Origin of the sequence: Bradyrhizobium glycinis (genome assembly GCF_016031655.1) — a bacterium.
Taxonomy (GTDB): Bacteria; Pseudomonadota; Alphaproteobacteria; order Rhizobiales; family Xanthobacteraceae; genus Bradyrhizobium; species Bradyrhizobium glycinis.
Map to the genome: position 1 here is coordinate 136770 of NZ_JACCHQ010000018.1, position 25411 is coordinate 162180.

The 25411-nt window shown below is 57.1% G+C and carries 18 protein-coding genes and 4 pseudogenes; 4 read left to right on the forward strand and 18 right to left on the reverse strand.

Going from position 1 to position 25411, the window contains the following annotated elements; translation table 11 throughout:
* Positions 1 to 8: 8 nt before the first annotated feature.
* From nifB to HZZ16_RS24250, 4 genes are all read right to left on the reverse strand, one after another.
* Positions 9 to 1571, reverse strand: coding sequence for a nitrogenase cofactor biosynthesis protein NifB (nifB, locus tag HZZ16_RS24235; protein WP_197952387.1), 1563 nt, complete (start codon positions 1569 to 1571; stop codon positions 9 to 11).
* Between the two features lie 1097 nt (positions 1572 to 2668).
* Positions 2669 to 2893: a putative nitrogen fixation protein NifT gene (nifT, locus tag HZZ16_RS24240; RefSeq protein ID WP_197952388.1), complete on the reverse strand. Its 225-nt coding sequence runs from the start codon at positions 2891 to 2893 to the stop codon at positions 2669 to 2671.
* Positions 2894 to 2897: 4 nt separating this feature from the next.
* The gene (locus HZZ16_RS24245; protein ID WP_376707587.1) at positions 2898 to 3995 is read right to left on the reverse strand and encodes an aminotransferase class V-fold PLP-dependent enzyme; all 1098 of its coding nucleotides are present in this window, start codon (positions 3993 to 3995) and stop codon (positions 2898 to 2900) included.
* Positions 3996 to 4379: 384 nt separating this feature from the next.
* Positions 4380 to 4700, reverse strand: a complete 321-nt coding sequence (locus tag HZZ16_RS24250; protein WP_197952390.1) for a HesB/IscA family protein — start codon at positions 4698 to 4700, stop codon at positions 4380 to 4382.
* Positions 4701 to 4973: 273 nt separating this feature from the next.
* Between HZZ16_RS24250 and HZZ16_RS24255 the strand changes: the two genes are divergently transcribed.
* Positions 4974 to 5564 (forward strand): hypothetical protein, encoded by a 591-nt coding sequence (locus HZZ16_RS24255; RefSeq protein ID WP_197952391.1) that lies wholly within the window; start codon positions 4974 to 4976, stop codon positions 5562 to 5564.
* A gap of 7 nt (positions 5565 to 5571) precedes the next feature.
* Here the strand turns inward: HZZ16_RS24255 and HZZ16_RS24260 are convergent, their stop codons facing one another.
* From HZZ16_RS24260 to HZZ16_RS38380, 14 genes and pseudogenes are all read right to left on the reverse strand, one after another.
* A complete protein-coding gene (locus HZZ16_RS24260) occupies positions 5572 to 5967 on the reverse strand; it encodes a Rieske (2Fe-2S) protein (protein ID WP_197952392.1) in 396 nt (131 codons plus the stop codon).
* A 475-nt stretch (positions 5968 to 6442) separates the two neighbouring features.
* Positions 6443 to 7285, reverse strand: coding sequence for a host specificity protein (locus tag HZZ16_RS24265; RefSeq protein ID WP_246510391.1), 843 nt, complete (start codon positions 7283 to 7285; stop codon positions 6443 to 6445).
* Between the two features lie 925 nt (positions 7286 to 8210).
* On the reverse strand, positions 8211 to 8510 hold the full coding sequence (gene fdxB / locus HZZ16_RS24270; protein ID WP_197952393.1) for a ferredoxin III, nif-specific: 300 nt from the start codon (positions 8508 to 8510) through the stop codon (positions 8211 to 8213).
* Positions 8511 to 8524: 14 nt separating this feature from the next.
* Entirely contained in the window at positions 8525 to 8725 is a 201-nt protein-coding gene (locus HZZ16_RS24275) for a CCE_0567 family metalloprotein (RefSeq protein WP_197952394.1), read from the reverse strand.
* 8 nt (positions 8726 to 8733) lie between these two features.
* A pseudogene (locus HZZ16_RS24280) lies at positions 8734 to 9197 on the reverse strand (NifX-associated nitrogen fixation protein).
* Positions 9198 to 9203: 6 nt separating this feature from the next.
* Positions 9204 to 9599: a nitrogen fixation protein NifX gene (gene nifX / locus HZZ16_RS24285; RefSeq protein ID WP_197952395.1), complete on the reverse strand. Its 396-nt coding sequence runs from the start codon at positions 9597 to 9599 to the stop codon at positions 9204 to 9206.
* Complete coding sequence (gene nifN, locus HZZ16_RS24290) at positions 9596 to 11005, reverse strand: nitrogenase iron-molybdenum cofactor biosynthesis protein NifN (RefSeq protein WP_246510392.1); 1410 nt, start codon at positions 11003 to 11005, stop codon at positions 9596 to 9598. The genes nifX and nifN overlap by 4 nt, the downstream gene beginning before the upstream one ends.
* 9 nt (positions 11006 to 11014) lie before the next feature.
* Positions 11015 to 12661 carry a nitrogenase iron-molybdenum cofactor biosynthesis protein NifE gene (gene nifE, locus HZZ16_RS24295; protein ID WP_197952396.1) on the reverse strand — a complete coding sequence of 549 codons (1647 nt, stop codon included), beginning with the start codon at positions 12659 to 12661 and terminating at the stop codon, positions 11015 to 11017.
* A 95-nt stretch (positions 12662 to 12756) separates the two neighbouring features.
* The gene (gene nifK / locus HZZ16_RS24300) at positions 12757 to 14313 is read right to left on the reverse strand and encodes a nitrogenase molybdenum-iron protein subunit beta (RefSeq protein WP_197952397.1); all 1557 of its coding nucleotides are present in this window, start codon (positions 14311 to 14313) and stop codon (positions 12757 to 12759) included.
* A gap of 66 nt (positions 14314 to 14379) precedes the next feature.
* Entirely contained in the window at positions 14380 to 15882 is a 1503-nt protein-coding gene (nifD, locus tag HZZ16_RS24305) for a nitrogenase molybdenum-iron protein alpha chain (RefSeq protein WP_197952411.1), read from the reverse strand.
* Positions 15883 to 16583: 701 nt separating this feature from the next.
* A pseudogene (locus tag HZZ16_RS37450) lies at positions 16584 to 17279 on the reverse strand (SufB/SufD family protein); the annotation flags it as partial.
* A gap of 193 nt (positions 17280 to 17472) precedes the next feature.
* Positions 17473 to 17676 carry a 4Fe-4S binding protein gene (locus tag HZZ16_RS24310; protein WP_197952398.1) on the reverse strand — a complete coding sequence of 68 codons (204 nt, stop codon included), beginning with the start codon at positions 17674 to 17676 and terminating at the stop codon, positions 17473 to 17475.
* Positions 17677 to 18113: 437 nt separating this feature from the next.
* Positions 18114 to 18526 (reverse strand): annotated as a pseudogene (locus tag HZZ16_RS38375) (NAD-binding protein).
* Positions 18520 to 19143 (reverse strand): annotated as a pseudogene (locus HZZ16_RS38380) (hypothetical protein). The pseudogenes HZZ16_RS38375 and HZZ16_RS38380 overlap by 7 nt, the downstream one beginning before the upstream one ends.
* 881 nt (positions 19144 to 20024) lie before the next feature.
* Between HZZ16_RS38380 and dctA the strand changes: the two are divergent.
* The 3 genes from dctA to HZZ16_RS24330 all read left to right on the forward strand — a co-directional run bounded on the left by dctA (position 20025) and on the right by HZZ16_RS24330 (position 25333).
* A complete protein-coding gene (dctA, locus tag HZZ16_RS24320) occupies positions 20025 to 21347 on the forward strand; it encodes a C4-dicarboxylate transporter DctA (RefSeq protein ID WP_197952399.1) in 1323 nt (440 codons plus the stop codon).
* 633 nt (positions 21348 to 21980) lie between these two features.
* Positions 21981 to 24653: a PAS domain S-box protein gene (locus tag HZZ16_RS24325; protein ID WP_197952400.1), complete on the forward strand. Its 2673-nt coding sequence runs from the start codon at positions 21981 to 21983 to the stop codon at positions 24651 to 24653.
* Positions 24650 to 25333 (forward strand): response regulator transcription factor, encoded by a 684-nt coding sequence (locus HZZ16_RS24330; protein ID WP_197952401.1) that lies wholly within the window; start codon positions 24650 to 24652, stop codon positions 25331 to 25333. Before HZZ16_RS24325 ends, HZZ16_RS24330 begins: the two co-directional genes overlap by 4 nt.
* Positions 25334 to 25411: the final 78 nt, after the last annotated feature.

A 25411-nucleotide genomic window follows, 5' to 3' on the forward strand; every position in this document is an offset into this window, starting at 1 on the left:
ATTCCTCCTTACGCGACAGAGATCAGAGCTTCCCGCCGGATCGCGGCGTCGCGCTCCGCGTGTTGGATCTCCCCCCGTTTCACCTTATCCAGATAAGATCTGAACCAGGCGATCGTCGACTTCTCAATGAACTCGTGGGCATATTGATCGACTGGCTCGATCCCCGCCTTGATCAGATTGCTTTTCGGGCAGCCTCCGATCTTGGCCACGAAAACCGCATGGCAATCATGGATGCCACGGATGATGGCGGAAAGCCTGTCCTCCTCGCCATAACCGCCCTGACAGTAAACGTCCACTCGGCGGTGGCCGACGAATTTGGCGCCGGATGTAGACAGTTCGTACATTTGAAATTCCTTTGCGTGCCCAAAGTGCTCGTTGATCAATCCCGAGCCCTTGGTTGCGACCGCCACCAGAAGAGTGATCGTGCTCATCTCTCCGGCAAATTCCGCAAGCTCCTTTTGGCCGGCCGCGACCTGGGCGGCCCGCTGATCCTCTACCCTTTCCTGATAAGCCTTGCGCATTTGCAAGTCATATTGGACGTTCATTTTCATGACCCGACCCGTGGTGAACTCCGCGCTGCGATCCTCCGCGAGTAGGCCGACGGCATCGGCGCGACACTGGCGGCAATGCCGCATCATGTTTATCTCCCCTTCGCAAGCATCTTGCAGCGCCCGCAATTCTTGCGCCGTCGGTCCGCGCTGGCCATTGAGACCAAATACCGTGCCGTGCTCGGGCGCGGAGATCAGCGGCATGATGTTGTGAAGGAAGGCACCACGCGACTTCACCACCCTGTTAACCTCGACCAGGTGGTCATCGTTGATGTTGGGGATCATCACCGAGTTGACCTTGCACAAGATACCCCGTTCGCTAAGCATCTCGAGGCCTTGCAGCTGCCGATCGGTGAGTATTCTTGCCGCATCGATGCCGGTGTAGCGCTTATGGTTGAAGAATATCCACGGATAGATTTCGGCGCCGATGTCAGGATCAACCGTGTTTATGGTGATAGTAACGTGGTCAATATTTGCCCTGACGATGGTATCAACATGGTCTGGCAAAGCCAGTCCATTGGTTGACAGGCACAACTTGATGTCGGGAGCCGCTTTGGTGACCAACTCGAATGTTTTGAAGGTCTTTTCTGGATTGGCCAGGGGATCGCCGGGACCAGCTATGCCAAGCACCGTCATCTGCGGAATGCTGGTCGCTACCGCGAGCATTTTTCTGACCGCTTGCTCAGGGGTGAGCTTCTCGCTCACCACGCCTGGACGCGATTCGTTTACGCAGTCGTATTTTCGGTTGCAGTAATTGCATTGGATGTTGCAGGCGGGCGCGACCGCTACATGCATACGTGCGTAATGATGGTGTGCTTCTTCGCTGTAGCAGGGATGGTTCTTCACTTTGTCCCAGATTTCGTTCGGCAAATCGCCTTGCCCTGCCTGCGAGCCGCAGCTCGTCTGGCGCGACTTGGCTGAAGCCCGGCAGCCCTTGTGCTCGGCTGCCGGCTGAATCCGATTGCCGCTATCCACGGCAGCTGTGACATATTCTCCGCGTCCGACAACGGCCCTAATTTTCATTTTACCCTGCAGGCATCATCAGCCTCCCACGACCATCCGTGGCGAGCCTCAAGAAGCTAAGTAGCAACTTGCATGCCATAGTGGAGATGATGAAAGTTCCACCAAATTCCAATGAGTTAGCGAAAGGAACGGCGCTGGCGCATGTAAGAACAGCAATGATGCGTTTGTTGAAAATGCGACAGATACACTCGTTATGCTCAAGCACAGCTCCACCGCTTGCACGTTCATTCTCCCGCTAGGCTAGCAGGCCGGCTTAATCCGAAAGGGTTTTCCGGCGCTAAAGCTCTCAGAATATGCCGATATGAGCTGGCGGATTCGTCGGTAGTGGGCCAGAAGTCGCTCAGCCGCGCAAGCGAGCCCCAATCGCAAGCAATGTCACGCGTTGCTCGAGTAGAAAGCGGAGCTCGTTGCCACTGAGCGCGCCCAGGATCTACGATCGCGTAGTGAGTTGCCGCCCGAGCTGCTGATGATTTGTTGCGTATAGCTATTAAATAGCCGTTCGTGAGACAGGACCGTCCGGTCGGCCTTTCCGTGATGGTGTCCGGATTTGGCGCTTGAATGTCGATTTCGGTCAGCGGCGCGACATAGTCAGGTCGAAGATAGCGAAGTTGTTGGTCCGCTGCACGCAGCCATGCTGCTTATACAGCACCCCGGGCCACCTGCCAGCCACGCCACTGTCGAACTATTGGCCAGCGGACTCGCAACAACGATACTGGCGATCTCGCCAATGCCGCGCGGGTATTGTTCTGCACTTGCCGATGTATCGCGCTTACCCAGCGCCGCGTGCAGCGACAGAGACAAAAGATGGTGGTGGAACCACCTCGGCTCGATTGGCCGAGCGAAGCCTGCGTCAGCAATCCTGTTACCGCGGATCGACTTTTGCTGATTTCCATATGCTGCGCCTGACGCAGCAGCGTGAACTTGTTGGCAAAGAAAGCGGCCAACACCCCTGGTGGGGCCGGTACATCGGATCTGCCCGATTCTGCAAGACTAGGAACGACATACGGACCAAATGCTCCGGCCCTCGGGCCGGCAGCAATGTCCACGAGAGTTGCCTTGCATGGCCGCATCGACAAAGTCGATCTGCGGAGGCGGCTTCACGGATCGTCCTCGTTTCGGCCGCGCTTTTTAGCATTGATTGTGATCGGTAATCGTGTGTCACTCGCCATCTGGGGCAAATCGAACACCCAACCATTAGCTACTTTGATCCAGCCACCCCATAGCGTCTCGTACTCAGATTCCACGATTGGCTCTTCGAGATCCTTTTTTGGGACGTAGATCGACAGGCCGGCTTCCGGAGATCGGCGAATCATGATCTTCACGAAGTCAACTCCCTGACTTGACGCGGGAAACGGCGCGCAGGCGAGCCACGATGTCGGACACTGCGCACACGACCTCATTGACGTCCGCGACTGAGGTTTCACGCGACAGAGAAAAGCGCACCGTGCCGCGCATCCGCCACGCCGGCACCTGCATGGCTCGCAGAACATGGGATGGCTGCAAAGAACCCGAGTTGCAGGCCGATCCGAGCGATACGGCGATTCCTGCCCGATTGAGATGGTGAGCGATGGCTTCGCCTTCGAGATGGTCGAAGGCAATAGAGGCCGTGTTCGCTAACCGATTGCTGATATCGCCGAGTGCAACGCACTCGCCGCTAGATAAGATTCCCTGCTCAAGACGGTCGCGCAACGCGCCGATGCGAACGCGCTCCGGTTCGAGCCGCTCCACCGCGAGCTCGGCAGCCTTTCCCAGGCCAACAATGCCGGGAACATTCGCGGTCCCGCCGCGGCGCCCTCGTTCCTGTGATCCGCCGCAGATCAGCGGCTCGAATTTTATTCCTTTGCGCAGATATAGCGCGCCGATTCCCTTAGGGCCGTGCAACTTGTGCGCGGATAGCGACAGCATGTCGACCGCACTGTCCTTTAGATCCACCCCCACCTTACCGACAGCCTGGACAGCATCGGTGTGGAACAGCGCGCCCGCTTCACGGGTCAACCCGGCCAAGAATTCCACAGGAAACGTCGTTCCGGTCTCGTTGTTGGCCCACATCACCGAGGCAATCGCTGTGCGGGGTCCGAGCGCACAGCGAAACGCCTCGATGTCGATCCTTCCGCGGGAATCTACGGGTACGGTGTGCGTCTTGACTCCTCTTGTCGCTAATCGCTCGGTTAGCGCAAGAACAGCGGAGTGCTCTACCGAGGTAGTGACGACCTCGTCGCGGTCTTTTTGGGTGGCCAGCGCAGAGAGGATCGCGGCATTGTTGGCCTCCGTCCCTCCTGAAGTGAAAACTATTTCGTGATCGTATGTATTTCCTAGCAGGCGGCGCAAGCTGTGCCGGGCCTGCCTCAGAGCACCTGCGACCTCTTCGCCAAAGGCATGCGGCGATGACGGATTGCCGAATTGCTCCGTGAAGAACGGCAGCATGGCTTGCACGACGGATGGATCGACCCGGGTCGTTGCATTGTTATCGAGGTAAATCGGCACTCGATTCTCGCTCAATCCACCGGCTCGCCAACAGGAGAAACGGTGATCGGGCGGACCAATTCGCCGAGTCTATCGAGCAGCGGCACCTGAATGCCTTCCAGCGTCACCCTCCAAAGCCTATACGGCGTGCAGGCACCGGTCTGCCCCCTGTTGCCATCGACGCCGATCAGCTGACAGTCGCCACCATCGCAATGCGGATTGTGTCGGGTCTCTTGGGGAGCAACGCGAATGCCACGCTTTAGGGCTGTCACGATTGGCCCAGTTGTTCTGGCCCGGCCAGCATGCTTCGACTGTCTCCTCTTCGTCGGCTGAACGACTTGTTCTTCAGCTGAACGATTTTCCGCAGGAGCAGCTCACGGTGGCGTTCGGGTTATGAAAGGTAAAGCCAGATCTCTCCAGCGCCATCACAAAATCGATGGTCGTGCCAGCCAAATGCTCACGGCTTTTGTTATCGACGAACACCTTCAAACCGTCGCGTTCGATGACGGTATCGTCGGGCTTCGGTTCCTCGGCCAGACCCATCTTGTATTTGAATCCATTGCAGCCGCCCGCTTCAACAATAACGCGCAGACCGCCAGTCGGGTGGGTCGACGATGAAATCGCGCTCTTGATTGCATTTACTGCGCTATCCGTCAGGTTGATCACTGCTACCTCTCAGCACTTGAATCTAGCTTGCCAAGAGCAAGTCACGTGCCAGCGTGCAAATGCTTGATGAATGCTGGCTTGTTCGGATCGCGCCTGTTGGCTTTGAAACCGTTGTCGCATACCTGACGAGGCTACCTGAGGCGATCACGCCCACTGAAGCGTAGCCTTCTAAGAAATGCCAAAGGCCGCTACGCATGCAACGGCAAGCAATTTGCATCGCATCCGTGCACCGGCCAGAACGTCGGTAAAGAGCTTAGTTTGAGGACGAATCTAATGACCGCAATCGAGAACACCGCACTTGGCAGACTGGAGAAGGAGGGACGCCTGCTCAACGCCGTATTCAAGGGTGGGACTACCAAGCCGGGCCGGTTCGGCTTTCGCGGCGACGTCGCACTAAAATTCCAAACGCAAGTCGCGGACGAGAAACGGCCACCGGACTATTCGATCGAGCAGGTCTTGACGATCGCGCAGCACGGAGAACGCACTATTCCGGTGCTGGCAGGCTACCTGCATTCTTTCGCGTATCTTGCGGACGTCGCGACTGTTCTTGACGGTGCCTTAAGCCCGGACGGCAGCTACTTCATGTTCTGCAACAACATAGATTTGCTGGCTAAGTACCGAATCAAACTTGGTGATATTTGTTTCCATGTCTTGCCGTGCGATGAATCCACCGTTTGGAAGGAGATGATGGAGCTGGTCGGGCTCAACAAGGATGACCTCAAGAAGCTCGATCCGGCCGGCAAGCTTGATCATCTCCTCGATGCCACAAACGATCTTGATCTGTCCTATGAGGAGATCTCGTACGACGACGGGCTAAAGGGAATGGAGCCGGTGAAAAACCGCAACGAGAACCGGCCGGTCTGAGCGGTCTTCAGTTGTTGGGTGATGCTTCGTCTTCGACAAGACGCACGCCGAGGACACAGATATCATCATCCAGAACTGCCAACGCGATTGGCGTAAGCGTTCTACCCTGACATGGACCTTCGACGCACCGGCCGGTGCCGAGTTCGAAGGTCGAACCGTGCTTGCCGCACATCAGTCGATTACCGTATGGATCGAGGAACTGGTTCCGCTCCCAGTCCAAATTGACGCTGTTGTGGGGGCATTCATTGACATAGCCAAACACCTTTTTGCCCCAGCGCACCACAATGATGGACCACGGGTGGTGATTGCCATCATCATCGACGGCCATCAGGCGGAATCCCATCGCCTGGCGGCTCGGAATGTCGTTAAAGCCGCAAACCGCATAGATCGCATCTGGCTGCATTTATCACTCGTACATTGCAAGACGTTCTTCATTGTCGCCGTGCAATCAATACTGCAAAAACCGTGCAAGCGCCGGAACGGCCCGATTAATACAACGCGCAAGCTTCACTATGCAGTGCCTCATTGGCAGGGCCGCACAATTAGACCAACTCGCGCGAAACTTGAGCCTTGCTACCCGTTCAATGCTTGGCTGCGCAGGTACGGCTTTCGCTGGACCATTTGCCGGAGGATTAAACCCGGTGGCTGGTCTTTGCCGCTCGCTCACGCCGCGCTGAAAAGGGCCGGTACACGCCCCGCGATGGCCTATCCCATCGCGGAGATCGCAGGTGCCTTCGCCGAGAGTTGAACGATTCCTTTCGGTAAGCGAGGGGGGCGCACGCGGCGAGCGTGCGCCCCTTTTTGCCAAGACTCTTGCGCACCCGCGTGGAACGGGCGAAGTCCGTTATTTCTGGCCCGCTGTTTCTATTACAGCCACCTTAGTCCATGCGCAGACCCCTACTAAGGGCGCGCTCCAAGTAAAATGAAGCGTTATCGTCTGAGGAATCCGAATCGTACCTTCGCTCAGCATCGATACCCTCAGCTGAAAGATACTTCGTAGGCTTGCCGACCCGCTGCCACTCGCCGTTCTCGTTCTTCCCCCACACTTCGGGGTGCTGGTTAGGATCAAGCACCCAGTAGTTCCGGCCGAAGTGAACAAAACCCATTTCCGCTAGACGGGGCTCCACCTCTCTTGTGGCAGGACGTGACAAGACCAACGGACGATCGCCGTCCTGTCGAAGTTGATGCTCCAACAAGATATCGCCCGCGTTCTCGACCAGCGGATGAGTAACTCGGAGATCTACCACGGACGTGATATCGTTGCGCCCAAACTGTTCCCGGAAGCGTTCGCTATTAATAAGAGCCGGGCCTCCGGCTCTCAAAAGCCCAACAGTTTTGTCGCCCAACTTATAGCTGTAAAATTTCGCCTCTTTATCTGGATCATCATAGGTGTTGACGTAACTTCCGGCAACCGTTGCCGCGCGCTCAGCTTTCCCCCACACGAAATCCGGGTACTCTTCTGGGTTCTCGACAATGTGCCTGATGTCATCCCCCAAAGAAAATCTCCTTACTTCGGCCATGAAGTCATCGCGGTCATAGATCTCGCGAATCGGCGGCTTTGACTCCAGAGAGTATCGCGCTGTCGTTTCAGATGACGATCCACCGGACTCCATACTTGCAATTGTTTCCGCAAAACGGGGACTATCGCCCGCGCCCCCCCATTCATCAGCTTGGCTAGCGCTTGTGGACTGGCTGGATGAGCCAACGATTCTGTTATACATCAGATCGCTCTCCTGTCGGCAAATTTGCACGCGATCGAGCTCGTGCCGCGCAAGCTCACGGTGAAAATATACACCCTAGCTGACCACAACCTGACCGTAGCATCCGCCCGGCACTCCGACGCGACGGCGGCAATACGCAGGCGAGTCACCCATAGCCGCTGGTCACTAATCGTAGGCTGACGGCGGGTGATACCTTGTGCTTGATGTGAAGTCGAACGGCGCCGATCTACAGCAAGGGCCTCTCCTCGGACCGCCGCCACCATTGAGCCACCCCACTAGACTGGAAACGTTGGCCAATGCAGCCGTCTATCGAAGTTCGGCGGCCTGCGAGCAGAATTGCGGCTCTGTGTTTTTCGAGCGCGTCGTCCACGACCCGCATACGCTAATGCAGCATCCAATTCTGTGGCAGCGCCATCCAGTCCGCGGTGGAGAATTGCGTAGGACACAGGTGCAAGAATGCGCTTCAACGCGATCGGCAACCATAGGGCGGACAATTGTCCGCCCGCCGCACCGCCGCGTCCTAACGCTCCCAGCGATCCTCCTGCGGTGAGCGCCCCAGGAAAGATGGCCAACATTGGCTCCGCAGGAACGTCCCCTAGCGTCGTAAGGCAACTCGATCACTCCCCCGGCGTAACGGCCAGGGCGCCTTGGCGAGAACGTGCGCCCTGCGATAGGGCAGCGATACGCAATCAGGCGCCACTCAGTCGCTATGACTTTGCTTCGGGACTAATCAGCCTATGCGGCTATGCGCGAGTGTCCTCGCCAGTTCTGTCTTGCTGTTCAGTGAAAGACCAGGGCCATTCGACGGCGCCGGGCGAGTCTGTTGACCTGATCACTATCTGGTCTCTCGATATCCCGCCCGCTGCTCCAGGACAGAGAGAGAGAGAGAGAGAGAGAGTGTGTGTGTGTGTGTGTGTGTCCTCCGCTATGCAGCTGCCGCTGCGCCCGACACGTGGGTCTGGCAGTCCGCCGGGCATACCCTGGCGCACGCACCGCAGCCGATGCAGGCACCTTGATCGTTCAGAACCATGATTTTCTTTTCGATCTCATCGTCCTCGTCACTGCCGAGGTCGACAAGTTCGCCTTTCTCGTTGATTCCCTTCAAAGTCATGACGTCTCGACCGCACACCTTGAAACAGCGGCCGCAACCGATGCACTTCTTGCTATTGATCGAGATCAGATATTCTGGCGTCCACTCGCGTCCATCTCGCGTTGCAAATGACATGGATCGGGGCTCCTTTAAGTATTTTCTATCGCCTTCAATTCACGACTCTTGAGCTCCAGTTCAGCATAGGCGTCGTGCGCCTTCTGCGCCACCACCATGATCGAGGTCCAGTTGGCGGGCAATTCTTCCGAAAGGTCGTGCAGATCCATCTTGGCCTGTACCGCCTTCACAGACCGTTTCTTTAGTTCTGCCTTCAGTGTTTCACGATCGGCCATTAGGATCCTCAATAGTTCGCCACGTCCGGAAATTTCCGAATCAGCTCGATTCCTTCGCTGACATATCTGTCGCCCTCTTGCGCGAGCCTTCCCAAATTATCGAAGCCGAAGCGGTGCACATCGCGCAGCTGCTTGTTCACGGCGATGAGGCGGCCCCCGATCAACACCGCGCGGCCAAAGCCTTCGTGATGCAGCTTTAGAATCGGCTGGATCATCACGCCGGTCACCCTCTCGATCGAGAGCCCGACCGCACCGAAGAACAGCTCAACCCGCCACAGCGTATCGGGATCAGGATCACCGATAATCGGCAATGCGGCCGCTTCTCCTTGTCCAGAATGTAGGGTTGGAGCAGCTCGAGATCACTCTTCGTCTCCCAGGCTCCGTTGACGTCCTGAGCACGCCAGATCTTGATCAACTCCAGGAGGAACGGCGCGTCGATGGCGCTCTCCTGATGCTCTATTTTCGCGCTCATATCACCTCATTCGTCGAACTCGAACGTACGCCGCCGGTCCTTTGCCATGGCCTTGCGTAGCCAGGGAGGTGGCGTGCCCTTCAGTACGCCCTCGAGTTTTTCGAGCAAAACCTGAATGCTTTCTGGCTTATTTACCTTGATAGGATGGATCTTGTTGGCCACAACTCGCGCAGCCCCGCCCCCCCCAATCGCGGCGACGTAAAGGATTGCGCAATCCTTGATGGCCTCGATCTTCGGCGCCAACTTGTCGTCATTGCCGTCTTCCTTAAGATCGCCATCAAACTCGATCGCTTTGAGAAACACATGCCCGCCAGGCGTGACATCGTATATCGCGATATTCCTTGCCCAACCAAAATGGGCATCGACGTATTGCAGGTCTTGAGTGGCAAACGCGACCTTCATGTAAACGACCTCTCAGTTACCCTGACGAAGTCGCGATGTCTCACGTATTGTGTCGATCGGGCCGCAGTCCGCCATCTATCGGGCGTAGGCCGATCGTTGTCCTCGCGATGCGCGATCACCAGATTGGCGATATCGAAGATCAGATTGCGGGTTCCACGATAGCCCACGGATAGTTGGTGTCCCGCGCCAAGCCGATCGAACATCGGAAAACCCGCACGATAGAACGGGATTTTCAGCCGAGCCGCCGCTTGCCTGCCATGCGAATGTGTGATCAGCAGGTCACAACACCTTGTTTTGGCAAGCTCTTCCAGATCCTCCAGATCGCCAATGAGTACCTCGTTGGTCTTGATCCGCTCGATCACCTCCGACCGAGTGGTGGTCACGGCCGCGGTCACCTGCACGCCCATTTCGTGCAGCATGCCGGACAGATCGAATAGGAGGTCTGGCTCAGCTCCGATCGCAAGTTTGCGACCGCCAATATGGAAGTGCGCGTCCAGCATTGCATCGGCGAGCTGGCCGCGCTGGCGCCGATATTTCAATGGTATGGGGCGGCCGCTGATGTCGCTCAAGAAAGTCATGAATTCGTCGTTCGGACAGAGACCACACAGCCGCTCGAAGACACGAAAAGGCACACCGGTCTTGACCTGCATGACCTCTGCCGCTCGCTGCATCTGCGCGCCGATTGCAATCGTCCACCCGGCGCGGCCCATGCTCGCAATTTCGTCAACACTAATGCCGCCGACGGTCGTTGGCGCAAGCTCAGCGGGGATATGCCCATCGAGCGATCCCGCCACGTCAGGCAGGAAGGAGGGAGACAGCCCGAAATCCTCCAGTATCATTCGGAGTTCATCAAGGTCGCCCGGCGTGAGGTGACATCCCGGCAGAACGTTCACCTTCGATGGATCCCGCAGGCCATTGGCGTTGGGGCCTTCCACCAGCAACTCCACAATGCGCGCGACAGCCTTCTCCCAGCCGTCCTGGAACGCGCCCTCAAAATCAGGCGTCGATACATACACCAGTGGCAACTTTGTCAATTGTGGATGCTTGCGCCGGATTAGCTTGAGGTAGGCATCCACATCCTCGCCATTGGTCTCGGTCACACCGGTCGAGCAGATTCCGATGATCTTTGGCTTGGTACGGTTGTAGATGTTCAGTATCGCCTGCTCGAGATTCTCGTAGCCGCCGAGTACGGTCGCGACCTCACTCATCGCGGTGGTCTGCAGCGGTACTGCCTCTTTGAAATGCCGGACAAAGAGCGTGAGCGCGAAGGACGCGCATCCCTGGGAGCCGTGCAGAAGCGGCATTGCCCCGCGCAACCCCATGAAGGCGAATGCGCCGCCGATCGGCTGACTCATCTTCAGCGGGTTGATAGCGCAGGCTTTTGTTGGCGCTGTGACGATGGCCATAACGCCTCGCTATTCCGCGGCCTGTCGCATGGCGGATGGCTTGGACGCCAAGATTTCTTCGATGCGTCTTTGGCAGCAGCCACCGACCGCATTGGTATGCTCTCTGACCGCCGCGACGCTCCTTAAGCCGTGCGCGCAAATTGCATCCTCGATCGTACCCAGATCGACCGTGTTACACACGCAGATCTCTCTCGCGCGGCGCGCGGTTTCGGTGAGCGCCGGTTCGCAGGCGCTCGCCGCCGCCGCCGATTGCATCTGCTGCATCGCCTTTGCCAACGCCTCCCATGGTGCCGGACGACGCAGCTGCACCCAAATCGGACTGGAGAGCGACTTATCGATCTCCTCCACCAGCTTGACCATCCCGACATAGCCCATATACGCGTGGCAACGCTCCTGGTTGATATCGAGCCAGGGCATGGCCGCTTTCAGCGCGACGAATTGTGACTTGCCTCCCGATAGCATGATGTCCGCTTTTGCGTCCTTAAAGATATTGTACATTTCGCGCGGCGTCATCTCCTCGATCATATTGGCATCCTGCCCCATGAGCTCCTTGATCCGTTGCTTGTCTTCGCTGGTTGATTTCTTCACACTTGTTCCGACTAACTCAAGCCCAGCTTCCTGAAGTGACGCCACGACCGACCATGACTTGACGCCGCCGGTAATCAACAAGGCTTTTTTGCCTTTCAATCGTTGCCTATACGGTTCGATCGCAGCCCAAGCCCGCGCTTCCTCGCGCACGATCACCGCATCGGTGCGCGCGAGCAGATCTGTCGGCGCGCCGCGTTCAACCAATAAGCGGGCAAGCTGACGGAGGGCTTCGCTCGTATCTCGGATACCGTAGAACGCCCCCTCGAAGAACGGGATGCCGTAGCGTTGCTCCATCTTCCGTGCGACATTGATCATGGACTTTGAGCACACCAACATCGCAGCCCGCGCGCGATGAGATGAAGCGACTTCGCGATATTTGCCATCGCCTGAGATGCAGGACAGAATCCGTATTCCAAGCTCGTCGAGCAATGGCTTCACTTGCCAAAGCTCTCCCGAGACGTTGTATTCCCCGATCAGGTTGATATCGTACGGCGTGGTGTAGTCTGGCTCTTGCGTCCCGATCACATAATCGAGCAAGGCCTCGCCGGCGAGCTTGTTCCCGAGGTTCTTCGAGCCGACGAAGCCCGGGGAATTGATCGGGATCACCGGCCTTTCGAACCTTTGAGATGCTGCCTTACAGACTGCGTTGATGTCGTCGCCGATCATCGCTGGGATGCAAGTTTGATAGACGAAGATGGCGGGCGGGTCGCACTTGTCCATGATCTCCTTGATCGCTTTGCAGAGTCGCTTCTCGCCCCCGAATACAATGTCTGTTTCGCTCAAATCGGTTGTGAATGCGGTGCGCCACAAATCCGAGCCGGACGACGCCGCGCTACGACTATCCCAGGAATTACCTTCGCACGCGATCGGACCATGCACCAAGTGAGCGACGTCGGTGAACGGCTGCAGCGCAACTTTGGCGCCGTCGAAAGCACAGCCGCCGGCAGCGCTGCCCGGCTGAAGTTGTTTGGTGCAGCCCTGCTTGCGTTCAGCCTCGGACTTACTGCCATTCGTGGGGCAGCCCGGCTCGTCGAAAATCTTCTGCACCGTGGCCGCTAGTGAACTCATCCCTTTTCCTCTCAGCGCAAGCCGGTTGCAAGGTCAACGTCGTGTGGTTGCGCCGTCGTCGAGTGCTTTGGGGACGACAGGCGCATAGTCGCTCATCAACGAATGATGTCGAAGCTGTAGTCAGTTTTGCCAAGAACGTTGGTCTTCCGGTCGATCTCGTCGAAGATCTTGTCCAGGATCTTCACCAGAACATTGAGGCCGCCCTGATAGCCCCACAGGGGGGAGCGGTGATGGTGATGCCGATCAAAAATCGGAAAGCCGATGCGGATCAGTGGCGTCCCGGTGTCACGCTCCAGGTACTTGCCATAGGTGTTACCGACCAGAAAATCGACCGGCTCGGTGAACAGGAGTGAGCGCATGTGCCAGAGGTCTCGGCCGGGATAGGCTTGGCAGCCCTTCCCAAATGGCGAGCTCGCAAGCAGCAACTGCATCTTTTCCTGCCAAGCCTTGTTGCCGTTGGTGGACAGCACATGGGTCGGTTCGGCGCCGAGCTCAAGCAAAAACGCAGCCAACCCATAGCAAAGATCCGGATCGCCATAGATCGCGAACTTCTTGCCATGGACATGGGCGCTGGAGTCAGCGATGGCGTCGACCAAGCGGCCACGTTCGCGCGCGAGTTGCTCGGGAATCTCCTTGCCGCTGATGCGGGACAGCGCCATGATGAAGTCATCCGTTGCGGATAAGCCGACCGGGTAGTTGAAGGACACGACGTCCTGGCCATGCTCAGCTACGAATGGCAGCGTTTTCTCGGTGCACCACTGCTGCATGGAGATTGTCGCCTTGGCGTGAACCGCGTTGGCCGCATCTTCCAGCGTCGTGCCACCGTCATACATCCGGAATTCGCCGTCTGTCGGAGTATCGAAGACTTCTGAATTATCGGCGAGAATCGTGTGCTGGATGCCCATTAAAGCCAAGATGCGCTTGATCTCGCGAAGGTTTCCGACGGTGTAGCCATCGAACCCGCCAATGATGTTGATCGCCCCGTTAGGCTTGCGCTCCAGCTTCGGTGCCGTTCCGGCCTTGCCGTCCCAAAAATGCTCCAGAATGCCCTTGAGCGCATTGTCATAACCGGTGACATGGCTGCCCACGAAGGCCGGCGTGTGGGCGAACGGCACGTCGAACTCCGCCGGAACCGAGCCTTTTTCTTTCGACGTCTTAATGAAGGCGTTGAGGTCATCGCCAATCACCTCGGCCATGCAGGTCGTGGAGACCGCAATCATCTTGGGTTTGTACATGCTGTAGCAATTCGCGAGCCCGTCGATCATGTTGTTCAGCCCGCCGAATACAGCGGCGTCTTCCGTCATCGACGAAGAGACGCAGGAGCTAGGTTCCTTGAAGTGCCGCGACAGATGGCTGCGATAATAGGCCACGCAGCCTTGCGAGCCGTGGACGAACGGTAGCGTCCCCTCAAAGCCAACAGAGGCGAATACGGCACCAAGCGGCTGGCAGGCCTTGGCCGGATTTACCGTTAGCGCCTCCCGCGCAAAGTTCTTTTCACGATATTCGGCCGTTTTCGTCCATTCCTTGATACGTTCGACCTCGACCGGATCGCGAGAATTCTCGAATATCTTCTTCTTGGCCAGCATCTGCTGATATTCTGGACCGCGGAACAGTTCGAGATGATCGAGCACGTGTTCGGCACTCTGCGCCATTGTTGAAATCCTTCACTGTCGAGATTGGTATTGCCCCGGCTTTCGCAGATAGCGAGATGAGTTGCTTTATTCCGCCGCGAGGAGCTTGGCGCTCGAAGTTTCCTTCCAGGGCGCCTTCGTTTTCTTCCAGACCGGTGAGTTGACGGCCATGTCCATGTCGCGCGCAAAGATCGCAAACCCGTCATAGCCGTGATATGGGCCCGAATAGTCCCAGGAGTGCATCTGCCGGAACGGCACACCCATCTTTTGGAAAACGTATTTTTCCTTGATGCCCGATCCGACAAGATCAGGCTGGAGCTTTTCGACGAAGCGCTCGAACTCATAGCCATTGACGTCATCGTAGATCAGCGTGCTGTCCTTCACGTAGTGCTGTGCTGTGCGCTGATAATCGTCGTTGTGACCGAACTCGTACCCGGTGCCAATGACCTCCATTCCGAGATCCTCGTACGCGCCAATCACATGACGCGGACGGAGCCCGCCGACGTACAGCATCACCGTCTTACCCTCCAGGCGCGGGCGATATTTTGCGATCACGCCGTTCACGAGCGGCTGGTACTTTTCAATCACCCGCTCGGCGCCTTGCTTAATCTTGTCGTCGAAATAGCCCGCAATTTTGCGCAACGATTCCGCGATCTTTGAAGGACCGAAGAAGTTGTACTCGCACCAAGGGATACCGAACTTCTCTTCCATGTGGCGTGAGATGTAGTTCATGGAGCGGTAGCAATGCAGAATGTTGAGCTTTGCCTGCGGCGTCGCCTCGAGCTCAGCCAAAGAACCATCGCCGGACCACTGCGCGATCACCCGCAAGCCCATTTCTTCGAGCAGAATTCGAGATGACCAGGCGTCGCCGCCGATATTGTAGTCTCCAATGATCGCGACATCGTAAGGCGTCGGCTTGAACCTGGGTTTGCCGTCGGACTCGATCTTATCGAAAATCCAGTCGCGCACTGCGTCGTTGGCAATGTGGTGCCCCAGTGACTGCGACACGCCGCGAAAGCCCTCACAACGGACCGGCACGATGGTCTTGCCGCCATATTCCTTGGATTTCGCTCTTGATACGGCCTCGATGTCGTCCCCAATCAGCCCGATGGGACATTCCGATTGGACTGTGATGCCGTTGTTGAGCGGAAACAGCTCCTGGATTTCGTCTAGAAGTTTGCCTAGCTTTTTGTCGCCACCAAATACAATATCCTTTTCCTGGAAGTCGGAAGTGAACTGCAGCGTCACGAAGCTATCGACGCCCGTGGTGCCAACGTAATAATTGCGTCGCGATCCCCACGAATACTGACCGCAGCCGACTGGGCCATGGCTGATATGGACCATGTCTTTGATCGGTCCCCAGACCACCCCCTTTGATCCGGCATAGGCGCAGCCTCTGATCGTCATCACGCCAGGTATGGATTTGATGTTGGACTTCACCCCGCAGTCTGACTTTCCTGCTTGGTGAACGTTGAGGTGCTTGGCTCGACGTTTCGCGGTTTTCTCCGGATAGACCTTCAGCACCTCCTCGATCAGCTCTTTGTTGCGAGCCCTGATTTCTGCGATGCTCTGGGTCCTAGCGAGGCTCATCTGATGTCCTTCAAAGGTTAGCTGTTGCAAGGGCGACTTCCTGACCAAGACTTTTGCAACCCGCATGCCACCGGCTGATGATTACAGAAAACACAGCAGTCAAAATCGTTTAGCGTGCGTTGCCCGGTGGCAGGAGTTGTTGTTGCGAATCCGACATCACGCTTTGGGAAGAAAATTCTTGGCTTTGCTCTGTTTGAAATGGAACAACGGTTGGCTTGGCTGAATCGCCTGCTCATTCTCGTGCTGTCCGCGGACCGGTATTCTGCGATCGCGCTCGCCGCCGGAGAGCCGACATTGAATCCGCGCTCGAGCATGTCCAGGGGCATGTCGAGCGACGGGCCACCTCGCGGACTTTCTTCAGAGATTCGGGGGGTGGAGAATTCCTGTTGGCCGCCTCCTGCCCTGGGCTTTCAGTGCCGCCCGCCGGAAGTTCATGTTGGTCACGCCGTGGATCTCGACCCGATATTGGAATGCTAGGAACACGGCCTTGGCGTTTGGCTACATCCGCAAGAGCTTCTCGCCCCTGAACGGATCCCTCCACCGGCGATCTCATAACACGGCTCTCCGGCGATGAAGAGCGAGAGCGTCGATTTGCCGGATCCGCTTTGGGTGATGATAGCGTGTACCTCACCTAACATCGAGGTCGCGAATGATTTCGCGGTCTTCGGCACATGAGACGAATGAGTCATCCTCGGCGATGACAGCGTGCGCTCGAACTGGCCGGTGTTGCGCTCATTGATGCGGAAATAGGTCGACAGCTCCATCGGGCAGCACGTCCCCGCGACACGTAGAAGAACGAACATCGCCGAGTTCAGCGTGGACTAAAAATTGTCCGAGGTCGGAACCGCCGAGCCGACATATTTCTGCACCAGCTCGGATGCTCGTGGATCAATTCCGAGATCGGCATGAAGATCGCGCCAGCCCTCTTCAGCTCCGCCTTGAACGTGGTCGCAACCGAGACCGAGTCGAAGACGGCATCGACCGCGATCTTGCGTCGCCCCGGTCTTCCTCCCCCACCTTCGGATCGACGCCATGGAGCATGGCAACTTCCCGTAAGGGAATGCCGAGCTTCTCGTACGGTCTTCAGGATCTCCGGATCGATTTCTTCCAGCGACGAGACCGTGTCCTTCGGGTTCGGTGCCGCGTCGTAATGGAGATCCTGGAAACTGATCTCGGGATAGAAGACCCGCGTCCAGGTGGGCTGGTCACAACCAACCAGCGCCGATTGGCTTGGAGGGCGCAGTCCAGCTTCCAGGCCGGTTCACTCCTTCTTTGCCTAGATGAAGCGGACGGTCTCTTCCCATGGTGGGTTGGGGGCTTTTCGAACTCGATCAGCGTCTCCCGCCCAGTTGATACTGCTCGACGTCGATGCTTTTCACGCGCTCGACCTTGTACAGCCACCATTGTCCAGTCCGCTCGCGCTAGGCCCAATTCCTGCGGGCGCTAAGGCGTCGCAATCTCTCCGAGGATGTCGCGCAAGTCACGGCCAACTCGGGGCCAGCGAGTGAGAGAAACAGAAGACGAATTCCAAAAGGCGGTGACTATCGACACGGTCTTCATCATATTTCGCAATGGAGCTCCTCTCACCGGCTACTCCCTCGGTACCGGCACGCAGGTATCGGGGACCGGGCATACGACGGCGCATTGCGGCGCGTCAAAATGCCCTTCACATTGGGTACACTGGGTCGGATTGATTACATATATGTCGTTCTTCAAGCTGATCGCGGCGTTGGGACATTCGAACTCGCACGCACCACACCCAGTACATTGGGATGCGATTATCTTGTAGGTCATTACTGCGATTCCACGAGCAAAAGGTGCGGGACAGTTTTCTTGTCTTCAAGTCTTGTGCCAGGCAGGCAAGCTTGATTTGTCTTCGTTATTTCAATAGCAAGTCGCCCCTGGAGACGGATGTCGCAAATCCCACAATGGGTCCGCCAGCGGCCGATCTTGATGCTCTGCGCATTGTCGATCTCGCGGCAGCAGCCGATCAGATAACCGCGTTCGCAGCCTCAGGGAACGAGGAAATGCCCATAAGGGACCTCGAGATCAGGCCGCAGCCCGTTTGATCGGTGAGAAGGCAAACCCAAGGCTTTCGGCCACTGCCCTGTAAGTTAGCCGGCCCCGATGGACGTCGAGGCCTGCGCACAAATGCGGATTTTCGAGCACCGCGGAGAAACCCTTGTTGGCCAGAGCCAAACCAAATGGCAGTGTCTCGTTATTTCAATGCCTTACTCGAGGTCAGGGGGCACGGCGCTGGTCATATTGACGACGCAATAAGGAATGATGCTATCGACTTCGTACGCGGGATCGGCGTGAGTGGTTGGGCGACATGTCTCAAAGCAGCCGCCTGATCGATAGCAACGTGTACGAGCACCTCTTGCGCATCGAGCTCAGCATGTTGCGGCGGATCAGCTTCGGCGCGCTCGCACCTGGGACGAGCACGCGCCAATCACCAGATCAGCCGCAGATACGTCTTCATTCACAGAGCCGATGGTCGAAAATCTGGTGCTAACGCGCCCCGCGATCAGCTCGTCCAGCTCCCGGAGCCGGAGTATCGAACGATCGACGATAGTCACCTCCGCACCTAGATCGACGCCATGCGTGCCGCGTGCGTACCGACGACGCCGCCTCCGATCACCATGGTTCCGGGCGGCTGGACACCGGGCACCCACCCATCAACAGCACTCGTCCACCTGCACCTCGCTTGAGGGCGCTACCCGCCGCCTCGATCGCCCGCCTACCCACGACCGCGTTCATCGGCCCCAGTAGTGGAAGACCACCGTGCGCATCAGTTACGGTCTCGTAGGCGATCGCGATCGATCCAGATTTCAGGAGGCCATTAGCCTGCTCCGGGTTGGGAGCCAGACGCAGAAAAGTGAACAGGATCTAATTCTCCCTCAGCTAACACCCTTCGAACGGCTGAGGCTCCTTGAGCTTTACCATCATCTCGCCCGATGCGAATACCTCAGCTGCGGCAGTTAGGATCGTTGCGCCAGCTTGCTGGTAATCGTCGTCGGTTGCGTCAATGCCGGCGCCAGCATTCGTCTCGATCAGCACGTAGGGTTCCGCCGCCACGCAATCGCAGCCAGCGCCACGGGTAAGGCCCACGCGATATTCGTCCGCCTTGATTTCCTTTCTAATCGGAAGGGGCGCATCGATACTGCTACCCAGCTCCCCAAATGGCGCAGGAATTAGGCGATATTTGACACACTCGGGCAGAATTTCGAACCATCGGTGCCGAGCGGATCGCATGGTCATGCTGACTGAGCTTAGCCATCGAAACTGTGCGATGGACGCCGACGTCGCTGTGGAGCGGATCTAACGCCCTGTCAGATTTCTGGCATCTTTTCCCCGAGCATACAGCGACGATCGCGCAACGGAACGGCAGAATTTGAGGCTCCGAGAGACGCTTGGTTGATTGTCGATCGTTCGCCGACAGTGGAACGGATTGTAAGAACGCTACCATTTCGCAACAACGCGAATGATCTGACCGAGAAACGTCGTAAGGCTGGTTCTGCGGCTCGGCCTAAGGCACGAGGGGCCGAGACCGAAAACCATCTCTCGACCAACCTGCCCTTACGAATCGTTTGCACACGCTTGGAGCCAAATGTCACTCGACGACCGGCTTGTACCCATCGCAACCGCGCAGTGCATGCCAAGTGATTGTGTCCGCGCAATCGAGTTCTTAGACCAGGCTTCCATCGTATGGATGCCTACAATCCAAATTATCAATTTTACGAATGCCACGTACTGTTGCATTCATCTCGGCAATCGGCGCGTATCGCTCAAGCTACGGGTTCGAGACCGAGACGTGACTAAAATGCTGCTAGCTGCTCAAGTGGCGAGTCACGCGAACACTTCGTGTTCGGCCTTGCGAACGCTGTCCGGAGCGCTCAAGCCGATGCCGTACAGAGGACGCCGGTTTGTCCGCAGTTGATTAATCGTCCTAAGTTTTGGCATCTGGTGCATATCTTGCTTAACGAGAAAGGATAACGTAACTGAACGCCTGCCCTTGAACGGCGCGCCGACTCTCGGAATCGTCTTCAATCGGACACGGCTAAAAAGATGAGTCTCGCCTGGCGCGGTCGCCAATAAACGACGCGGCGGCTCACATTCGAGTATTTCGGGAAGGAAGCGTCATGGCCACCATCGCAACTGCGGCGCCAGAGCGTGCGCCGCAACGTTGGTATAAGATTCTCTACGTCCAGGTCCTGATCGCGATTTTAATTGGCGCGATGGTCGGATGCCTATGGCCGTCCGTCGCAACCAGCGACTGGGTCAAGGCGCTCGGTGACGGGTTTATCAAGCTCATTAAGATGGTGATCGTGCCGATTGTTTTCTGCACCGTCACATCTGGTATCGCGCATATTCAGGATGCGAAGAAAGTCGGGCGCGTCGGCGTCAAGGCGCTGGTATATTTCGAGATCGTCTCCAGCTTTGCCTTGCTGTTGGGCCTCGTTATGGGCAATCTTGTCCAAATCGGGCATGGACTCGCGGTCAAGCCCGATGCTGCAGCGGTCGCCAATTACGTCAAGCAGGCTGAAGCCTCGAAGACCGTCGATTTCTTTCTCAACATCATTCCCGATACCGTCGTCGGCGCCTTCGCTCACGGCGATGTTCTGCAGGTTCTCCTATTCGCGATCCTGTTTGGCTTTTCGCTGATGGCGCTGGGAGAGCGTGGGAAGCACCTGCGCGGCATGATTGACGACGTCGCGCACGCGGTGTTCGGCGTAATCGCGATCATAATGAAGGCGGCCCCGATCGGCGCCTTCGGCGCCATGGCCTTTACGATCGGCAAGTTCGGGCCAGCAGCACTCGGCAACCTGATCGGCTTGATCGCGCTGTTTTACGCGACGGCGGCTCTATTTGTGGTGGCAGTGCTCGGCTTGATCGCTCGCGTCGTCGGCTTTTCAATATTCAAGTTCATCGTCTATATCAAGGACGAGATTCTGATCGTGCTCGGTACTTCGTCCTCTGAAAGCGCGCTGCCGCAATTGATGGTGAAGCTCGAACGTCTGGGCTGCTCAAAGCCCGTTGTCGGCCTGGTGGTGCCAACCGGCTACTCATTCAATCTAGACGGCACCAACATCTATATGACACTTGCGACATTGTTCATTGCCCAGGCGCTCGGGGTCGATCTCACCTTTGGCCAGCAGCTCACGATCCTGCTCGTGGCAATGCTAACGTCGAAGGGAGCAAGCGGCGTCACCGGCGCGGGCTTTATCACGCTCGCTGCGACGCTGTCCGTAGTCAACCCGGCCTTAGTACCGGGCATGGCGATCGTGTTTTCGATCGACAAGTTCATGAGCGAGGTGCGCGCCCTCACTAACATCACCGGCAATGGCATTGCCGCCGTGTTTGTATCCTGGTGGGAAAACGAGCTCGATCACAAGACACTGCAGGCTGGTCTGAACCAGTCCACCGTTTCCACTTCTATCGACAGTGGGAGCACAATGAGGTAAGTCCCGGACCTTGACCGCCTCCGTTCGTAGGTGCGTCGAATTCAAGCGCAGCCACATTTCTCGTAATTTGAGTCCGCGCCGCGGACTTGACACGAGCCGGAACTTCTCGTGCGATCTCCATCACGTAGTAGCCCTCGCTCGGCGTCGCCCCGGGGCAGCCGCGCCCAAAAGATGCAGCGTGCGAGCAAGATTACGATTTCTAACAGCAGTTTTTAAGAGCGTCTTTCGCCGCCGATGGTACCTGCTGTCTGGGCGCTCGTGCAACATTCTAGGAGCCCGATAACAGGGTAACGACAGATCGTGTCCAGCCTTATCTAGGTGTTGGTCCGCCTACAAATGCCGCCACTAAACTTGCCTGGCCCGGCTAACGATGTCCGTAGCCTCAAGCGCCTGCGGCCCTAGGGGAGAGGAAAGCAGACATCTCAGCCTCGATTGTAGGCACCTCGGCGCGCCATATTGAAACGTTTAGAACAACTATACCTATGTCTGTAGTGATTTTTTTCTCGGCGCGTGCTGAGTTCAACAGCAGGCAATCGATCTCAGAACCGCTCAGCGCCTGGCGCCGAAGATTGCCCCATTTTTGCCTAAAATGTTATAGCTCTCCCGCCGGAGAAGAGGCGGGACGGTATCAGAATGCGTAGCCACATCAGCAGTCTCAAACGTTCAGCCGCTCAGTTTACATTCGGCAGCATAACGCTAGCCATGGTAACACTGCCCTGCTTGTACCTTCAGGCGCATTTCGCCGCGACGGCATTCGTCTACTTGTTAGTGATCTTGCTGTTTTCGTTGATGGGCAGCTTCATCGCCTCATCCGCGCTTTGCATCGTAGCTATCGCTGCTCTCTCCTACTACTTTGCGCCACCGGCGTTCACTCTGCGAATCGATGATCCCCACGATCTTCCGGTGGTTGTCGCGTTTTTTGTTGTATCGATTGTGGGAACACACCTGATTGCAAAGCTACGCCAGGAAAGAGAGGCTGCGCATGTGGCGGCGGCCAAGCTTCAACAGAGTGCGGCGGATCTAGAAAATCGCGAACAACGCTGGCGCGCAATCTTCGAGCACAATCCGGCCATGTACTTCATGGTCGATGAAGCCGGCACTGTCCTCAACGTCAATACGTTCGGCGCGACACAACTCGGTTATGATCGGGCTGAACTGACTGGTCAATCCGTGCTGCACGTATTTCTCGACGAGGATCGCGCGTTCGTTCGCAAATGCATTCGAACGTGCCTTGAGGATATCGGTCAATCGCGCACGTGGGACGTTCAGAAAGTCAGGAAGAACGGCTCGGTACTGTGGGTACGTGAAAACGCCAAAGCCATGCTCTGGGCCGATAACCAGCCAATTGTCCTTATAGCATGCGAGGATATCACGGAGCGAAAGCAGACCGAACTTGCCCTGCAGCGGAGCGAAGCACATTTGGCCCAGGCGCAGGAGTTGAGTCATACGGGCAGCTTCAGCTGGAACGCCACCACGGGCGAGGCCTTTTGGTCGAAGGAAACATTTCGGATGTTCCAAGTGAGCCCAGAGACGACGCCAGCGCCGCAGCTCGTCGTAGAGCGCACCCATCCAGAGGACAGGGCTTCGGTTCAAGATACTATCGATCGAGCGATGCGGGACCTGAGCGATTTCGAGCACGAATACCGGCTGCTGCTACCGGATGGTTCCGTGAAGCACATCCATGCGCGGGCACGCGTGACGAGAACTGCCTCTGGTGAGATCGAGTTTGTTGGAGCAGCTACGGATATCTCGGCGACGAAACGAGCAGAACAGCAGCTGCGCCGGAGCGAAGCCTATCTAGCCGAAGCCCAGCACCTGACTCACACGGGCAGTTGGTCCTGGGACGTCTACCGTCTGGATTTCGTGTACCGCTCCGCCGAGGTCGATCGTCTGTTTGGCTTTAGCCCACAAGAGCCGGTAACGATAGAGGCCATTCGAAAGCGCATCCACCCGGACGACCTACCGCGGCTACAGGAGGTGCAGCGCCAGGCGATTGAACACGAGCAAGGCCAGTTCGAATATGATTTCCGTATCCTACTACCAGATGGCGGAATAAGGCGCATACACTCCGTTGCGCATGTGGTGATCGGCAGCGATGGTAAGGTCAGCGAGCTGATCGGAACACACATGGATGTCACCGAACAACACGCAGCCAGAGAACGCCTGGAGAATACACTTGCCGCGTTGCGCGAAAGCGAACAGCGCTTTCGCGACTACGCCGAAACAGCTTCCGACTGGCTGTGGGAGACCGGGCCAGATCATCAGGTCACCCACCTGTCGGAGCACACCAGCGCTTCGGGGATCTTGGCAAAAGGATTGATGGGTCTGCCTCGCTGGGACATCGCGTGCGACCTCGAAGAGGAACCAGAGAAGTGGCGGCAGCATCGTGCGATGTTGGAGGCCCATCTCCCGTTTCGGGATCTGGTCTACCGCACCGTGAATAGGAAAGGATCTCCGATCTACGTCCGCACGAGTGGCAAGCCTTTCTTCGACGGAAACGGCAATTTTCTTGGCTATCGCGGCGTCAGCACTGACATCACGGCTACCATTCGTGCCGATCAAGCCGAACAGGAACTTCGAAAAGCACAGGCGGAGCTTGCGCATGTGACGCGTGTAACGGCGTTAGGAGAGCTGACAACTTCGATCGCACACGAAATAAACCAGCCACTCGCAGCCATTATCAGCAACGCCGATGCGTGCCTCGGTTGGATGGGTCGCGAAGCTCCTAATCTGTCTGCTGCGCGCTCCTCGGTGGAGTGGATCATCGAAGACGCAATCCGGGCAAGCGAGGTGATCCGTCGCATTCGCGCGCTCGCGAAGAAAGGCGAGGTTGAAATGGTGCCGCTCGACATCAATGAGGTCGTTAAGGACGTCATTGCGCTGGTAACACGAGAGCTCGCGAGCCACCGGGTGCCGTTGCGAACTGAGTTGACGGCGGCTCTGCCTACGGTTCTCGGGGACCGGATTCAGTTACAACAGGTGATCATCAATCTGGTGATGAACGGAATCGAAGCCATGGACGCGGTCACAGACCGGCCCCGCGAACTGCTGATTCAATCGTCAAAGGACGATCTGGGGTACGTGCGACTTGCGGTCAGCGATTGCGGCGTCGGGATCACCGAGGAGGACGCGAACCGCGTATTAGATCCCTTCTTCACCACCAAACCGAGTGGTCTTGGAATGGGTCTTTCGATCTGCCGATCGATCGTGGAAGCTCACGGAGGCCGGCTCTCAATCGTCCACAAGGATGGACCGGGCGCGACCTTCCAGTTTGCCCTGCCGCTGCATAAGGAGGTTGTCTCGTGACGGGACGATTTGACTCGCTAAGTGAAGACACCAATGCCGAAGCCTCGACAAAGCCAATAGTCTTCATCGTCGAGGATGACATTTCCATGCGTCGCTCGCTTACGAACCTTTTTCAATCGATAGGGTTAGACGTCGTTGCATTCGGATCGGCTCGCGAAATGCTGCAGAGCGCAATGCCAGACGTTGTTAGCTGTCTCGTTCTTGATGTCCGGCTGCCAGGCTTGAGCGGCCTCGAATTCCAGACCGAGCTGGCGAGGTTGAACATACATATTCCGGTCATTTTCATTACCGGCCATGGCGACATTCCCATGAGCGTCAGGGCCATGAAGGAAGGAGCCGTCGATTTTCTCAGCAAACCGTTTCGCGACCAGGAACTGCTTGATGCTGTGATTGCGGCGACCGAACGCGATCGCAAAAGACGGGAGGCTCAGCAGACCGTGGCGAACTTGCAGTCTTTATTTCAGACCTTGAGTCCGCGCGAGCAGGCGGTGATGAAACTGGTCTGTGCTGGGCTGATGAACAAGCAGGTAGCCGCCGAACTTGGGCTGGCTGAGATTACGGTCAAGATCTATCGCGGACACGTCATGAAAAAGATGCGTGCCAGATCGTTGGCCGACTTGATCAGAATGACTGAGACGCTGGGCATTCGCGTTGATCGTCCTGAACAAACTCAAGTATGATTTTACAATTTCGTCACTTGGCCCCAACTTTTCGCCGAAGGTGGCTAATGCTTTGGCAGCCACTATAGCCGCGTCAGG